This window comes from Agaribacillus sp. DX54 (assembly GCF_056858335.1).
Window position 1 is genome coordinate 1 of record NZ_JBXEQE010000036.1, and the last position, 14442, is coordinate 14442.

19 protein-coding genes are annotated in these 14442 nt (G+C 45.9%); 17 read left to right on the top strand and 2 right to left on the bottom strand.

What is annotated here, in order from left to right; translation table 11 throughout:
* Positions 1-344: 344 nt before the first annotated feature.
* From AC04NP_RS25855 to AC04NP_RS25865, 3 genes are read left to right on the top strand one after another with little or no spacing between them, the layout of a single operon-like run.
* Positions 345-560: a hypothetical protein gene (locus AC04NP_RS25855; protein ID WP_482862956.1), complete on the top strand. Its 216-nt coding sequence runs from the start codon at positions 345-347 to the stop codon at positions 558-560.
* The gene (locus AC04NP_RS25860; RefSeq protein WP_482862958.1) at positions 532-1068 is read left to right on the top strand and encodes a hypothetical protein; all 537 of its coding nucleotides are present in this window, start codon (positions 532-534) and stop codon (positions 1066-1068) included. The genes AC04NP_RS25855 and AC04NP_RS25860 overlap by 29 nt, the downstream gene beginning before the upstream one ends.
* Positions 1055-2314: a VapE domain-containing protein gene (locus AC04NP_RS25865; RefSeq protein WP_482862960.1), complete on the top strand. Its 1260-nt coding sequence runs from the start codon at positions 1055-1057 to the stop codon at positions 2312-2314. The genes AC04NP_RS25860 and AC04NP_RS25865 overlap by 14 nt, the downstream gene beginning before the upstream one ends.
* A gap of 552 nt (positions 2315-2866) precedes the next feature.
* On the opposite strand, the gene AC04NP_RS25870 is transcribed toward AC04NP_RS25865, so the two are convergent.
* Positions 2867-3715 carry a HEPN domain-containing protein gene (locus tag AC04NP_RS25870; protein ID WP_482862961.1) on the bottom strand — a complete coding sequence of 283 codons (849 nt, stop codon included), beginning with the start codon at positions 3713-3715 and terminating at the stop codon, positions 2867-2869.
* A gap of 17 nt (positions 3716-3732) precedes the next feature.
* On the bottom strand, positions 3733-4581 hold the full coding sequence (locus AC04NP_RS25875; protein ID WP_482862962.1) for a HEPN domain-containing protein: 849 nt from the start codon (positions 4579-4581) through the stop codon (positions 3733-3735).
* Between the two features lie 235 nt (positions 4582-4816).
* Here AC04NP_RS25875 and AC04NP_RS25880 point away from each other — a divergent pair, with 235 nt between their 5' ends.
* From AC04NP_RS25880 to AC04NP_RS25945, 14 genes are all read left to right on the top strand, one after another.
* The gene (locus AC04NP_RS25880; protein WP_482862963.1) at positions 4817-4984 is read left to right on the top strand and encodes a hypothetical protein; all 168 of its coding nucleotides are present in this window, start codon (positions 4817-4819) and stop codon (positions 4982-4984) included.
* Positions 4981-5229, top strand: coding sequence for a hypothetical protein (locus tag AC04NP_RS25885; protein WP_482862964.1), 249 nt, complete (start codon positions 4981-4983; stop codon positions 5227-5229). Before AC04NP_RS25880 ends, AC04NP_RS25885 begins: the two co-directional genes overlap by 4 nt.
* Complete coding sequence (locus tag AC04NP_RS25890; RefSeq protein ID WP_482862965.1) at positions 5226-5717, top strand: hypothetical protein; 492 nt, start codon at positions 5226-5228, stop codon at positions 5715-5717. The genes AC04NP_RS25885 and AC04NP_RS25890 overlap by 4 nt, the downstream gene beginning before the upstream one ends.
* Positions 5704-7611, top strand: coding sequence for a transglutaminase-like domain-containing protein (locus tag AC04NP_RS25895; protein WP_482862966.1), 1908 nt, complete (start codon positions 5704-5706; stop codon positions 7609-7611). The genes AC04NP_RS25890 and AC04NP_RS25895 overlap by 14 nt, the downstream gene beginning before the upstream one ends.
* A 691-nt stretch (positions 7612-8302) precedes the next feature.
* The gene (locus AC04NP_RS25900) at positions 8303-9049 is read left to right on the top strand and encodes a hypothetical protein (protein ID WP_482862967.1); all 747 of its coding nucleotides are present in this window, start codon (positions 8303-8305) and stop codon (positions 9047-9049) included.
* Between the two features lie 10 nt (positions 9050-9059).
* On the top strand, positions 9060-9461 hold the full coding sequence (locus tag AC04NP_RS25905; protein ID WP_482862968.1) for a hypothetical protein: 402 nt from the start codon (positions 9060-9062) through the stop codon (positions 9459-9461).
* Between the two features lie 324 nt (positions 9462-9785).
* A complete protein-coding gene (locus tag AC04NP_RS25910; RefSeq protein ID WP_482862969.1) occupies positions 9786-10064 on the top strand; it encodes a hypothetical protein in 279 nt (92 codons plus the stop codon).
* The gene (locus AC04NP_RS25915) at positions 10061-10426 is read left to right on the top strand and encodes a hypothetical protein (RefSeq protein ID WP_482862970.1); all 366 of its coding nucleotides are present in this window, start codon (positions 10061-10063) and stop codon (positions 10424-10426) included. The genes AC04NP_RS25910 and AC04NP_RS25915 overlap by 4 nt, the downstream gene beginning before the upstream one ends.
* A complete protein-coding gene (locus AC04NP_RS25920; RefSeq protein WP_482862971.1) occupies positions 10426-11250 on the top strand; it encodes a hypothetical protein in 825 nt (274 codons plus the stop codon). The genes AC04NP_RS25915 and AC04NP_RS25920 overlap by 1 nt, the downstream gene beginning before the upstream one ends.
* A 4-nt stretch (positions 11251-11254) precedes the next feature.
* A complete protein-coding gene (locus AC04NP_RS25925) occupies positions 11255-11437 on the top strand; it encodes a hypothetical protein (protein WP_482862972.1) in 183 nt (60 codons plus the stop codon).
* Positions 11434-12129 carry a hypothetical protein gene (locus AC04NP_RS25930; protein WP_482862973.1) on the top strand — a complete coding sequence of 232 codons (696 nt, stop codon included), beginning with the start codon at positions 11434-11436 and terminating at the stop codon, positions 12127-12129. The genes AC04NP_RS25925 and AC04NP_RS25930 overlap by 4 nt, the downstream gene beginning before the upstream one ends.
* A complete protein-coding gene (locus tag AC04NP_RS25935) occupies positions 12130-13059 on the top strand; it encodes a hypothetical protein (protein WP_482862974.1) in 930 nt (309 codons plus the stop codon). It begins immediately after the preceding gene.
* Complete coding sequence (locus AC04NP_RS25940; RefSeq protein WP_482862975.1) at positions 13052-13672, top strand: hypothetical protein; 621 nt, start codon at positions 13052-13054, stop codon at positions 13670-13672. The genes AC04NP_RS25935 and AC04NP_RS25940 overlap by 8 nt, the downstream gene beginning before the upstream one ends.
* Positions 13656-14324: a hypothetical protein gene (locus AC04NP_RS25945; RefSeq protein ID WP_482862976.1), complete on the top strand. Its 669-nt coding sequence runs from the start codon at positions 13656-13658 to the stop codon at positions 14322-14324. Before AC04NP_RS25940 ends, AC04NP_RS25945 begins: the two co-directional genes overlap by 17 nt.
* Positions 14325-14442: the final 118 nt, after the last annotated feature.

Sequence of the window (14442 nt, forward strand, 5' to 3'; positions counted from 1 at the left end):
GAAAAAATTGATCAAGAATTACTAACCGGTAAGCAACTCCTTAGTTAGCTGTTACCTGACCAACCAAACCTATAATCCCGCCTCAACCCCTACCACTTTCCAAAAGTTTCGTCACAAATCGTTAGTTTACGCTAGTTATTGAAAGTTCTTTAAAGAAATTATTTGTTATAAGCAAATAAATGTTCGTTGAGTTCTATAAATTTGCAATGCTAGGATTTTTATCTTAGTGTCTTTAAGTACCTCCCTACATCGATAATTGTCTGATTTTTCAATTATCTCTCTATATCGGCACAAAAAGCCGGTAAGTGAATCAATTGTTACATTTTCTAAATCAGTACTTTAAGATGGAGGAAGTTTACAAACCCCAAACAAAGCAAGAATTAGCGCACGCTTATGGCGTGACCTTACGAACCATATCCAGTTGGCTGGAACCTCACTTGGATGAGGTGGGCGAAAGAAAAGGCCGAACCTACACGCCCAAGCAGATCAAGATCATTTACGACATTATCGGGCCGCCTTCACTGGTCGGGAATGGTAAAGAGGATGATGGACGGGTATGATAAGATCAATCAGCGGTTCGAAAAGGCGGTGACTATGCTCCAAGAGAACCTGCAATACTTGGCCGACGAAACCAAAGTAAGCGATAGGTTCATATCTCTACACAATGCCATCATCAAAGCCTTGATAGATTACCAGCATCTCACAACGGAGATCATTGAAGACCTCCAATACGAAAATTATCACCTCGCATTGAAGAAGTCGAAGGAGTACCGGGAGTTGGAAGACATCAAGATAAGCTTTGAGGCCATTTGCATTATTCATGGCATTATGGACTTTGTCGCCTGGATGAACAAAGGCAAGGACTACCTTATCACAATGGCCGTAGATCATTATAGGGATGGAACGATACAGGTTCCTTACCAGCTCATGGAGCTTATAGACCGATTACCGGAACAGGAAAGAAATACAGTCATGACCATTCTAATGAAAAAGGGGCAGGAACGATGGAGGAACGAGCTGGAAGCCCTTGCCCGAAAACCGGAAAAAAGACAATATGCTGGAACATAAAGAGATTAAGAAAAACGGCAGGAAAAACAAACCGGCCAAAAAACACTTAATCCTCGAAATCAAAGATTACCTCGAACTGAAATATGAAATCCGTAGAAACGTACTCGCCCTTGAGATCGAATACCGGCCAGTAGAGGAAGACCATTTTACGGTACTCGACGAGGCAAAGATCAATAGCATTTGGATCGACCTGCAGTTGAATGGCTTTAAAATATCCGATGCCCTGCTAATCAAAATCCTGAACTCCGATCTGTTTCCCGGACACCACCCCATTGAAGATTATGTAGCGCGACTGCCAGCTTATGACGGGAACGATTACATAAAGGCATTAGCAGAGACCGTTACTATTGCCGATGTACAGGTAGCAGATACACACCTACGCGATCTCTGGCTTCCCTACCTGAAAAAGTGGTTGGTGGCCAGCGTAGCCACCGCATTAGGGCGGGGTATTAACCACCTGTGCCTGATCATGGTTGGTGGTCAGGGTATCGGTAAAACAACGTGGCTGAACCGGCTGTGTCCTGATACCATGTATGACTTCCTAGTCTGTTCGCATATCAACCCATCACTTACCGACCAGAACACGGCTAACTTCCTAGCCGAAAAGTGGTTCGTCAACATCGACGACCAATTGGAAACCATTTTCGGTAAGGACTTCAATTCTATGAAAGCTATCATTACCGCCCCTTTTGTTACCAACCGGAAAGCATGGCACCGGCTTACCCGTAGGCGCAAGCGGGTGTGTAACTTCATGGGCAGCGTAAACAACCCCCGCTTCCTAACCGATGTGGAGAACCGCAGATACCTCGTGTTTACGGCAGAAGGTATCGACCTCGATGAAAAGGTAGACATGGATAAAGTGTGGGCGCAGGCCCTTCACCTGCTCAATGCGGGGTTTTCTTACTGGTTCTCTAAAGAAGAAATACAGCAACTCAACACGGTGAACGAGTTGTACCGTCAGGTATCGGTGGAGGAAGAATGGCTGATGAAATTATTCGAGCCTTGTGAAGCTACAGATCCGCAGGCGAAGTTTCTAATGCCTTCCGAAATTTTAGCAAAAATGAATGCCTGGTCGGGGATGAAACTTTCTATTCGCAAACTATCACAGGCTATGGAAAAACTAGGCTTCGGCAAAAAGGTTTCCAAGCGGATCAGCGGCCAGCCCCGCAATGTTTACCCGGTCATCGAGCGTACTGACAGTGACGAGACCCAATTCCAGCAAAACATTCGTTCATCCTTTGATTAACTATTCAACAGAATAAGTTGAAACGGATTTGCAATTTGGACAAGATACTTTGTTGCCCTTGACTTCCGCCCGTATATTACAACTTATGCAATACCATTCCCCATCACTTCTTTTTCTTTCCCTTTCATAATCAGACCACTCAAATTTAAAATTGCCGTGTAGAGTATATCCTCCATATTCTGTCCGGTATATCTTTTTTTGCTTCATAATTCAGCAATGTTTTAATGAAAGCTACGGGTTCTATTGATGACTGTATTGCCGGTAGCGGATACAAATTTTTAAATAGTACTTCATATCCAGTTAAATGCAAACCCTCCATAAGTGCCTCAATTACAAATTTTTAACCAAAATATCATAGCCTATAAAATTTCTAACTTTTCGTGACTACAACGAATACATAATTATAATATAATTGATATTCAATAACTTAAATAAAACAATAAGGTATTAAAGCGTAGTCGCTGTAGTTTTTGTATCCGCGTAGTTGTAGTCGTTTAGGGTAAAGTTGTATTTCTATCGTTTACACGAAAAATATAAGCGTGATGAACCGCATTAGATAAGTCCTTTCAACTCCTTCAATTTCTTTTCACACAAGTCATTGACCAACCCCCTGAACTTTTCCACCAAAGCGAAAAGGGCATTTAGTTCCTTCTTCGTTATCTTGTAATTCACATCGTACCGCGCATCTACGTAGGCATTCCTCAATAGGCTGTAGAGGTTCTTTTCAGCCATCGTTTCACGTGGGAAAGCTTCATATATTTTTTTATAAAAGGGAAATACTATTTTCTCCAACTCGTCCAGGTGGTGGGTTTTTGGTTTATAACCGGTATAAACTAAAAGGAGAGACACGTAAAGATGTTCGGTCGATTTGTGGAGATGAAACACTGCCAAATTAAAATAACTTTCTTCCAAACAGAATCGGTATACCTTTAAGAATGTTAGTGAACTCTCCTTCCAATAATCAAGATCAAAAACAGCCTTTTCATACCTTTCCTTGGGTTCCAACTCCCTTACATCTTCCAGCTTGAATTCACCTTTGGAGTACAGTAAAATACCCTCCCGCCTAATATCGATGAATAGGTAATTGTATTTCCGTATTTCGTTGTTGACTTCCGAATATTGTTCATAATTGAAGGTAACCCATGTGGCAATGTCATAGTCCATACTTATGCGTCTTTCTAATTCGCTACGCAGCGTATAGTTCCTTTTTTGTTTGTGGTCGCAAATAACCAGAATGTCATAGTCACTTTGATACTCCCGCTCTATGTCCACCCAATCGCCTCTCGCGTAGCTTCCGTAAAGTATGGCCGCTTTTGGATCGAACACTTCCTTTATGTAATCGATAACTAACCGCAGCTCTTTCTGTTTCTTTTTCGGTAGATGATCCAGACTTGTTTTCATGATGAAAATTAATCACGTTAAAACAGTCCTTTCAACTCCTTCAACTTTTGATCACACAAATCATTAACTAACCCCCTGAACCTTTCCACCAAAGCAAAAAGGGCATTTAATTCCTTCTTCGTTATCTTGTAATTCACATCGTACCGTGCATCCACATAGGCATTTCTCAACAGGCCATAAAGATGCTTTTCAGCTTCGGTCTCACGCGGAAAGGCCTCGTGTATTTTTTTGTAGAGAGGGAGTACCAATTTCTCCAAGTCATCCAGATGGTGGGTTTTTGGTTTGTAACCAGTAAAAACCAACAGGAGGGCCACATAAAGATGTTCCGTGGATTGATGCAGATGAAACGCTGCCCAATTGAGATCATTTTCTTCTGAATAAAAATTATATCCTTTCAATGCTGTGAGTGAACTCTTTTTCCAATAATCAAAATCCTGAACAGACTTTTCATACCTTTCCTTCGGTTCCAGATCCTTGACATCTTCTAGCTTGAATTCACCTTTGGAATAAAGCAGAATACCTTCCCGTCTAATATCGATGAATAGGTAATTGTATTTCCGTATTTCGTTGTTGACTACCGAATACTGCTCATAATTGAAGCTGACGCTGGTGACTATATCGTCGTCCATACGGACGCGTTCTTCCAATTCGCTACGCAGTGTATAGTTCCTTTTTTGTTTGTGGCCGCATATAATCAGAATATCATAATCACTTTGATACTCCCGTTCTATGTCCACCCAATCACCTCTCGCGTAGCTTCCATAAAGTATAGCCGCCTTCGGATCGAACACTTCGCGTATGTAGTCAGTGATGAGCCGTAACTCTTTTTGTTTCTTTTCCGGTAGATGATTGAGGGTTGTTTTCAAACGTTAAAGCCTATCAGTTTCCATAAAGAAATAACAAAATAGATAGAAAAAAGAATATTCGGTAATTAATTTACCTGTCTTGCAAAAGCGCCGTAAAACTGCTGTAATCCTCATTTTGTAGCTTACTCCCTCTTTTTCTGAACGTTATTGCCCACACGATCAATAAACTTCAAATTTCTTCCCCCTTCATGCCCTAACCGGAAAGCGCTGAAAAGCCCCTCCTTACTTTCATGGTATGAAGCCGGAAATTACGAACACATCACAACAAGCACCGGAAACCAACGCAGATGATTTCGAAGCCCTGCTATGGGGCGCAGCATTCAAAACGCAATGTGGCTACCGGGTATTGAAAATGTGGCGTGAACGCGAACGAAACGGCAAGAACAAAACCAAAAACACATGATGAAAAATCCGGAGATTTTACTTTTGATCAACAGTTTCTTACTCACCATAGTCACCCTTTCTTTCCTTGTCATCGGCTATTTTCTCAAAAGCCTGCACAAAGATTTTAAGGACTTGATCGGGCGGGTGAACCAGCTCTACTTAGAACTCAACACCCATGCCCGGTTGTTCGATACGTTATCCAAAGCATTCCAAAGTCGGCTGGAAGATCATGACGACCGGTTGAAAAAACTCGAAGGAAAGTGATGTGGAAATTACTGGTGGGCGGTGGTTTAGTAGCAGGCGCAGGATATTACTTCCTGCGCCTACGCCGTACTTCCAACCATTTGGAAAGCATAACCACTGCCCAAATTCACCACATCAGCTTTAAAGACATCATCATCCGTATAGATGTTAAACTCAAAAATCCCGCCGGGGGTGCCCTTTCCCTGAAATACCCTTTCGTAAGGCTCACCTACAAAGGCCGGTCTATCGGCAGCTCACAAGTGGCAGACCGCAATATTACCCTTCCGCCGCACGGCGAAACCTCCATTACCGGCATTACCATTACTATTCCCCTGCTAAACCTTACCGGCCTTTCTAAAGACCTTTTGAAGCTGCTCAAAGGCAACCCTCAAGGGATCGTCCTGCAAGCCGTAACCATTACCGAGATCGACATAGGCATCGGCCCGGCTATCCCGTACGAGAAAACCGAATCCATCACCCTTAAAAAGACAGCCGATGGAGCGGCTTAATCATGCCCATATCAAACCCGGCAAACAGTATGATCGTTTGTTTCCCCGGCCTGACTGGAAAGATACCGTGATCAAACGATCTGCCGACCTGGCCGATACCCTTGAACTGATCCCTAAAGTAGTACAAAAGACCAAAGGAGACACCACCAAAATCAGTAAGCTACTGGAAGGTAAAACCAAACGTGAAACCTGTAGTAACATTTGGCATTTTGTCTATGATCATATTCCCTACCGCCGCGATGAAAAAGGCAAAGAACAAATACGGCGGCCTTCCCGGAGCTGGTTCGAGCGCAAACGCAGGATGGACGGCAGTGACGGGGGAGTGGACTGCGATTGCTACACGGTTTTCATTTCCAGCATCCTTACTAACCTCAACATCAACCATACCCTACGGGTAACCAAAAACAACAAGGAATACTTTCAGCACATCTACCCCATTGTACCGGGTAAGGGAAAATACATCACGCTCGATTGCGTGGTAGACACCTTCGATTACGAAGCGCCCTTCAAGGAAAAAATCGATAAGCCAATAAAAATTATGGAGTTACACTATTTAAGCGGCCTCGAAAGTGACACATTGGCCGATAACGAAATTTTAGACGATCCCTTTTATGACGAAACCAACGATCTGCTTGACTTCACAGGGGCCAATATAGACGTTGAAGACTTCCTCGACGGCCTGTCTGAAGGGGAATTAGGCTTCTTACGGAAATTGAGAAAAAGGATAGGGAGAGGCGTAAAAAAATTCGGCAGGAAGGTCGGAAAGGTGGCCAAAAAGGCCCTTCACGTAGTAAACAAGATCAACCCTGCCACCCTTCTGCTGCGGAATGGTCTTTTACTGGCCATGAAACTGAACATGATGAAAGTGGCCGAACGCATCAGGTATGCCTACCTATCAGAAGCCGATGCCCGGAAAAAAGGGATCGACATAGGCAAACACCGGAGACTGGTGCACACCAAAAGACGCCTTGAAAAGATCTTTTACGGAGCAGGGGGTAAACCCTCCAATTTAAGAAAAGCCATTCTCACGGGCAAAGGCAACAAAAACCGGGAAGTACGCGGATTAGAAGGATTAGGCGAAGTTTTCGATGGGGGTAATTATGATGAAAACAGCTCCATCCGGGAGATTTTAGGGGAAGAACTTTATTACGAGGAATTCGCCGGGGACTTTCAGGAAATAGAAGGTTTCGAAGATTTAAGCGGCGAGCTGGGCGCAATTGCGACGGGTACCGCCTTGGCGGCTGCCAGTGGAGCGGTGGCCGCTATTTCCAAACTGCTGGATAAGATCGGGGACGTAAAAAATAAAGCCACGTCCTTAGTGCAGAATACGCCCTTTGCCCCCCGGCCTGCTACTCCTGCCATTCAGCCCGCAGAAGTCTCCAAACCTTCCGTCGCACCAAACAGGGTTTCAAGCCAAACTCGGAGGCCCGGCTTTATCGTCCCAAGCAGGGTACGGAAGCCTACAGTGGTCAGGCAGTTGCCTCCGCCTGTAAAGACTCCACCGGCGAACGTACCTGTCCAGCCTGCTACCGACCTGCCCATGCAGGCTAGAAGAATGCCATCGGGCACAGAAAAAAATACCCCCCAGACCCCACCTCCGGAGAAAGAAAAAGGCTTTGTCAATTGGATAAAAGAGAACCCGGTCAAGGCAGGTGTAGCCGGTGTGGGAGTCATTGCTGTAGGGTACGGGGTATACAGACTGGCAAAGCCCAAATCGCTCAACGGTGAGCTGGCAGGCACATCGAAAGGAAAACGAAAATCTGCTACTAATAAGAAAAAACCCTCTGCCGGGAAACCCCGGAACACAAAACGCGGAGCTACCCGCCGGAAAGTCACCAAACGAAGCACCCGGCAACGGGATACCCGAAAAAAGGTGGCCATTGCCCTCATGTAACATTATCAAATTCAAATCAAGCAATATGAAATCAATTACAGCACGAAAACGAGAACGTTTCCTGAACGAGGTCAAGACCACCGGGGACGTGATGAAGAACAGTGCCATCGGCACGTTGAGAGATATCGGTATAGGAGTGATCGGGGGCGGCCTGATCGGCTCCGTAGTGGGGAGGCATAGTTTCTTTGCGGGCCTTGCCACCTCCTTCGGAGGCTATTACATGGCCAATCCTACCGTATCAAGCTTAGGCTTGGGCATTATGGCTACCAATGGCTTCCAGATTTCCCGCAACAACCCACCCGCCGGTACACAAGGACTGGATGGGTTCGACTTTAAGCAAGAGATGGAAAACGCCAAACAGCGAGTAGTAAACTTCCGGGACAACTTTGCCGAGAAACTTTACCTCGACAAGTTCATCAAAAAAGAGGTTTCCGGCCTTGGTGGTGTGGATTACTACCTGCATGGCCAGTTAGGGGACGAGGACGATGCCGCCGCCGAACTGGATCGTATCGAAGAACAACTGGTCGAGAGTGCTGAACAGTTCCAAGACGAAAATGCCGTAAGCGGCTATACCTCCCAAGGACTGGATGCCCTCGATGACGACCTTCTTTTGGAAGAAATGGAGGTGAATTATTAGCCTAAACACCAGAAGTAAAAACTATTTAAAACGATTAACGCAATAACGAACAAAATGGAAGAACTGGATTTTATAGAAGAAAGCGAGTTCAACAATGCCGGGGAGCTGTTAGGACTCGATGCCGCTTTAGGTGGCGAGCTGTCTGCCCGGCTAAGAAGGATGGACCCGTTACGCAGGTTGAGAGTACTCAACAAAATGGGGAAAAAGAACCGGAGCAGGGGCTCACGGGCCGAGATGGAGAATTTTTTCAGGGAGCTGCCCGGTCACATCAAACAGGAATTGCTGCAAGGTAAGTTACGCCTTGCCGATACCACTATCTTTTCCGTAAAGAAGATCACCTCCAAAACGATCAAGTTGTTTGAAACGCAGGACGATAAAGAAGTGGGGTTAAGCAACGTATCCAATGCCAAGCTACCCAAGAACTTTGCCTTCCTTGTCAGTGGCATTACCATGCTGGCCGGTGAGCTGCCAGTGGCTCCCGACGGAGCACAGCCTTATGACGAGAAGGAGGCTGTCAAGGCCATCAGGTTCGCCAGCATCTATGCCTTTCCGGCATTGGCCAACGGTGAGCATTCCCTAAAAGCCAACAAAAAGCAGATCATACCGGAAGGAGAAAGCAACTGGAAGTTTGTCACCGATAACAATACGATGAAGAATCTGGGCTACTATAAACTGGACAACCCAAGGCTAATTCAAGACGATGTGTTGATCGAATTTACCGTAGAGCTGGGCACTGATCTACTCATACCCAATAACACTTACCTGAAAATAGTATTCCACGGTACCGGCACTACCCCTTAATGTACAGATCATGAGTAATAACAGCCTACAGATACGTGAAAGCACAATTATACAACGTTTCGACCTGCAAATCGACCGGGCGGGGGAAACCTTCGATGAAGAATTCGAGGTAGAATCCCGTTCCGAAAGGATCCTTGGAATATTGCTTACTTCCGACAGGGAGGACCTGATGTTTTACCGGGGTAGCCAAGAGATCAAGATCAATAACCAAGAGGTTTATCCGGAAGGCTATGAAAGTAAGCTACTCATGTCAGGATTGAACGTAGCGCCCCAAGAGCGATTTCATGAGGTCATCTTTTATGTGGGCAACCGCAAAATAGATGTGAAGTACAAAGATACCGATCATCCCAAAGCGTCTTTTCAGCCTTATAGGATTTCGTTGTATGTGTTTATGCGTGAAGATGAACCATAATAAAACAACCAAAGTACAGGTCAAAAAAATACGGATCACAAGGCCGGGAGAGCGCCGGTTCTTCCAAATCAAGCTACCGGCAGATGCCCGGCGGATCATTTCGGTGAAAGTAACCGCTACCCCATGAATACATGGATAGACGACATATCGCTACTTACAGAGGATTTCTTTGCAGGGTTCCGGGGGAGTCTTTACGAAACACCATCGCAGGCCGGTGGTATTTACCGTATTACTACCGGGACATGGACTATCCGCGATACTGCCGGGTGTGGCAAGCCATCCTATTCACAAAACCTCTACCGTTACTTAGCCCAAGCGGGGAATGTGCGTTTCCAAGCAATTGGAAGTAACCATGACCTGTTTTACTGCCAAGAGGTACGTGTTACAGGGCACGACCTATTGTGGGAAGAACCCTTTGTTTTCCAATGCTTCACCTTTGGCCAAGGAGAATTCTGGATCGACGGTGCAAAGCCTGCTATCCCGGGGATAGGGGTGGCACTGTGCAACCCCATCATCTTCGGCATCTATGAAGACGATCATAACCGTATCCTGAAACGCCCATCGGGATACGAGGTAACCATTTATATCCATTACGAGACATGACCGTAGGATTTGCCCTCGACTATATCGAAAAACGCATGAAGGCCATTGGATATGGCGCCAATTACCTGCTGAAATTCCGCCACTTGGTTTTGCAACCTTCGGAAACACGTAAGGTACATGCCTTCAACGAATATTATCTCTTGATCGAAGAAAATGCCTACATCACGATAGTGAGTGACTTTGGCCTGTATGATACCGGCACCACCATCACCAACGAATTGCAGTACGAGCATTTCGGTAAGATCAGGATGACAAACAAAAGAGAAGCTGTAACCAGTGCGAAGTTCATCCAAGTGATCCCACTCCACAAGGAAAATACAAAGGAGGACGCTGATAAATTAAAACTTGACTTGGAAAACTAATGCCTGTTACCACGGAAAAATATAGCCAAGCCAAGATCGACAGTATTGCCAACCTGCTGGCTGTAAACGAAGAACAAGGAACAAGTATCGACTATGAAGTGTTCGTAGACACGCTAAAAGTCATCCCTCGTACCGATAGTGCCGGTCGGTTCGAATCCTACACCGATTTCGTGAACGCCGATACTAAAAGTATCACCATCATTCTTTACAACGGCCAGTCCAACCGAAATGACAAATACATTTTCCGGCTAAAGGAGGAAAATAATGGTTTACAAGGGTTGGGGATGGATGAACGTATCCATGAAAAGCTATCTACGGAGCGGCAAAAATGGGAGTTCGAACAATTGGAAACCAAAAGCCAGAAGCTACAAAAAGAGCTAAAAGAAGCCGGGGAGTACATCGACGAGTTGGAAGAAACCATAGTAAAGCTCCGTAATCGAAAATTTCATCTGGGCAGTATCAACCTCGGAGAGTTGGGGTCAGTCATGCTGGAAGGTTTTATTCGAAGAAATCCACACCTACTCTCCAAGCTGCCCGGGGGCGAGGCATTAGCCGGTGTGATCGAAGAAGACAATGAAAGCTTGGATGCCGAAGCTCCCGATAGCGAAGTGGAGGTCGTGTCCAAAACATCCCCATCGGTCACCGGTCAGGAGCGGGAATACATAGACCTTTTAGCGAGGATCAGGAAAGTTTTCAGTGAGCAGGATTTCATCCAAGTAATGCATATCCTCGATGCCCTAAGCCAAAACCCAGCTCTAATAATGGAAATGCTGGATGTACTACAAACAGAACATCGAAAAAACGAAGAAGAACCAAATAGTTGATGCCATGAAAAAGTATAGCTATGATATGACCATCGGTGCAGCTTCACAACCGGAAGCCGACCGGAAAATACACGCACTGGCCATTCTTTGCCGAAAGCTCAATACCCAAGAGTTGGAGAAGCTGGCAGATGTGGTGCAACACGATCCGCTCAAAACCAAGATCGCTAAAAAGGCCCTTGGCTTATGATACCCGCAACAATGGCAGCCGCAAAAGCGGCAGATTCCAAAGTAATCCGCTATGCCTTCCTTGGGTTGGGAGGATTATTATTGACCGGTGGCGTGATCCTGATCGGTAGAAAGATCATTAACTCCGCCATTTCAAACAAAGTGGAGAAGAAAACTTTGGATGAACGATCACCGGCTACCTTGGCGAAGCAGTTCAGGATGGCTTTTGAAAATAATAATTGGCCCGGCACCAATGAAGAATTAGTGCGCAGGCTTTTTCAGAATATTCCTTCCAAGGAATTCTTCTATAAGCGGGTGGTAAAAGCCTATAAACAACTTTATCGAAGGAATCTGCTTCGGGACTTGGCCGATGAGTTAGCTGACACAGAATACGCCGAAATGATGAACATTTTAAGTCCTAAACCGGATCGCCTTTTTCCCGGCCAGCAGCCCAAACCCAACTATGATCCATACGCATGGGCTAAAAGGCTCAAAGCGGCGTTTGACCTGACCTATTGGGGTTTTCCCCAAACTGACGAAGAAGCAATTCGCGCTGTAATACAGGAGGTACCGAATAAAAAAGTATGGCATGAAGTGGAGAACGCTTATGCTCAACTTTATGCACGCCGCCTGATGACCGACATGGAAGATGAACTGGATCGATGGGAAATGAAAGAATTTATGGATATGATCAACGCTAAAGATGTGGTATAGATGGCAGCGATAAAAACCAAAAGTAAACCGGGAAATACCGGGGCGACTTCGAAAAACCAACAGGCACAAAACCGGTTGCTATGGTCGGGTATTGCTTTGGCTGCCGTAGGTACAGCCGGCTACCTCGGCTGGCGTCATTTCCGAATGCGCCGCAGCAGGTTCGAGGCATTGAAAACCTTACCCGCTTCGGCTCCTGCGTTTTCTCCCGGCCATCCGGTCCCCTCGACCAATGCATTCCCATTAAAAAAAGGCAGCCGGGGGAAGTTGGTAAAACAGTTGCAACAAGCCTTGATCCGGCAATATGGAAGCGGTATCCTGCCCCGCTTTGGAGCGGATGGTATTTGGGGGAATGAGACACAAAATGCCCTGATCTCGAAAGGATTGCCTACCTCCATCACAAAAGCAGAGTTTAACCGGATCGGGGGATCGCCGGTAACCGCCCCTAATGGTTTCGATCCCTCCCTGCTCGCACGCCGGTTGATCCAAGGTATCAGTACCCGGAATTTTGCCACGGTAGACCGGTTACTGGCAAGTATGAAATCAGTCAATGAATACGATGCCGTCAACCGGGCATTCAAAACCATCCGGCTCTTTGGCATACGCCATACCCTTGTCACGGCCCTGTTCAAATTCTTTACCGGTACCAGCCAAAAAGAAACCATTCGTCAGCACCTTTTACGCATGGGCTTAAAATTCAATGGAGGTAAATGGTCGCTTTTTGGATTAGGGGCTTTAAGTGGCAGGTCTGTCATTACCATTCGCCCCACTACTATTTGGGATGGGAACGAAATCACCGTAGAAGTTCCTGCCCACCTGCTCTTGGGAAAAGAAATTACCAGTGAAGACGGTTTTACCCGTTTCGAAACACTGGATAAACACCAACTGATTGTTCACACTAACGCTATTGCTTATGCACCATCCTATGATTGAAACACTGGAAAATACACTCCGCAGGAAGGGTTATGTAGTATTCGAAGGAAAGACCAAAAGCGGTGAAGTTAAGCCCTACGACCTGAATATTATCGGTATCCGCACCGATTGTAACTTTCCTAACCGGTTCGACGACAGATTGATTGTCTTTTGCAAAGACGAAAAAGGAAAGGCACTATTTTGTCGTTTTAAGATTACCACAGATCCGGGGCTTTACTGGCTCGAAAATCCTATGCATGTAAAGGGTACGGCCATCATATGCCCCGGGCAGTACCGCAGCGCCTACAAGATCGGGAGGCACAAAAACTATAAGGCCCTTGAACAATGCGGTCCTATCGATTTTGTAAGGGACTATAACCGGGACAGCAGGCTGGATTTTTACAGCCATTTCAAAACATCCGGTATTATCAAAGCCAACATTCACCGGGCCACAGCCTATGGCACCAGTGTACAGGTGGACAAATGGAGTGCCGGTTGCCAAGTATTCGCGGATAGCCGGGAGTTTGGGGAATTTATGAAGTTGTGTGAAAAAGCCCGCACAGTTTGGGGCAATCGTTTCACCTATACACTACTCACACAGCAAGATATGGAACCCCATGCTTTCGAGGCTTAAAACCATATTACGACAAAAAGGCTATCGGCTTTTTACCCGGCCCTATGAACTCAATATCGTGGGGCTACGCTCATCCCGTACATTGAGTAATCGGTTCGATGACGAACTACATGTATTTTATACCAATAATCAAGGGAAATGGAAATATCATATTTTTCCCATCACCACCGACCCGGGCACTTACTGGCTCAAAAACCCGGTAGCACCACGGGGAACAGCCATTTTGGCCGCAGGCCAATATCCGGGCGCTTATGGCATTGCCAAACACCGGGGGAGGTATTATGCCCTGTGTCAGCTCCACCGCCCTGTCACGGTGATCCGGGACTATGATCGTAATGCATGGCTGGACTTACTAAACGGCACAAGGGAAAGCGGCATGTTCGGCATTAACATTCATAGGGCTAGGAATGTAGGAAAGACCAAAAAGATCGATGATTTTTCAGCCGGGTGTCAGGTGTTCAAACATGCCAGTGATTTTACAGCATTCATGGCATTATGTGAAAAGCACCGCCATCTATACAGTAATGTCTTTACTTACACCCTTATCGATTTTCGCTCATTACGGCGGGAGACCTACAAGCGATTGGCCATCGGTTCGGCATTCGTCGGGTTAGCAGCTTTTAGTTATATACGTTATGCCAAATATTTCTAAAGACATCATCAAAGACAAAGACGGGGAGTACAGTCTCCGCGAGATCGCCACGATACTGTTCGTGCTGATCTTGATCGCAAGTTGGGCGGTGGACACTTTCACCCACTTCCAAGTGCAG

Excerpts from the sequence above, each read along its gene's own strand:
- AC04NP_RS25860 (WP_482862958.1), top strand. The coding sequence starts at position 532 with ATGGTAAAGAGGATGATGGACGGGTATGATAAGATCAATCAGCGGTTC.
- AC04NP_RS25915 (WP_482862970.1), top strand. The coding sequence starts at position 10,061 with ATGACCGTAGGATTTGCCCTCGACTATATCGAAAAACGCATGAAGGCC.
- AC04NP_RS25855 (WP_482862956.1), top strand. The coding sequence starts at position 345 with ATGGAGGAAGTTTACAAACCCCAAACAAAGCAAGAATTAGCGCACGCT.
- AC04NP_RS25935 (WP_482862974.1), top strand. The coding sequence starts at position 12,130 with ATGGCAGCGATAAAAACCAAAAGTAAACCGGGAAATACCGGGGCGACT.
- AC04NP_RS25905 (WP_482862968.1), top strand. The coding sequence starts at position 9,060 with ATGAGTAATAACAGCCTACAGATACGTGAAAGCACAATTATACAACGT.
- AC04NP_RS25885 (WP_482862964.1), top strand. The coding sequence starts at position 4,981 with ATGATGAAAAATCCGGAGATTTTACTTTTGATCAACAGTTTCTTACTC.
- AC04NP_RS25865 (WP_482862960.1), top strand. The coding sequence starts at position 1,055 with ATGCTGGAACATAAAGAGATTAAGAAAAACGGCAGGAAAAACAAACCG.
- AC04NP_RS25895 (WP_482862966.1), top strand. The coding sequence starts at position 5,704 with ATGGAGCGGCTTAATCATGCCCATATCAAACCCGGCAAACAGTATGAT.
- AC04NP_RS25920 (WP_482862971.1), top strand. The coding sequence starts at position 10,426 with ATGCCTGTTACCACGGAAAAATATAGCCAAGCCAAGATCGACAGTATT.
- AC04NP_RS25880 (WP_482862963.1), top strand. The coding sequence starts at position 4,817 with ATGAAGCCGGAAATTACGAACACATCACAACAAGCACCGGAAACCAAC.
- AC04NP_RS25945 (WP_482862976.1), top strand. The coding sequence starts at position 13,656 with ATGCTTTCGAGGCTTAAAACCATATTACGACAAAAAGGCTATCGGCTT.
- AC04NP_RS25940 (WP_482862975.1), top strand. The coding sequence starts at position 13,052 with ATGATTGAAACACTGGAAAATACACTCCGCAGGAAGGGTTATGTAGTA.
- AC04NP_RS25925 (WP_482862972.1), top strand. The coding sequence starts at position 11,255 with ATGAAAAAGTATAGCTATGATATGACCATCGGTGCAGCTTCACAACCG.
- AC04NP_RS25930 (WP_482862973.1), top strand. The coding sequence starts at position 11,434 with ATGATACCCGCAACAATGGCAGCCGCAAAAGCGGCAGATTCCAAAGTA.
- AC04NP_RS25870 (WP_482862961.1), bottom strand. The coding sequence starts at position 3,715 with ATGAAAACAAGTCTGGATCATCTACCGAAAAAGAAACAGAAAGAGCTG.
- AC04NP_RS25900 (WP_482862967.1), top strand. The coding sequence starts at position 8,303 with ATGGAAGAACTGGATTTTATAGAAGAAAGCGAGTTCAACAATGCCGGG.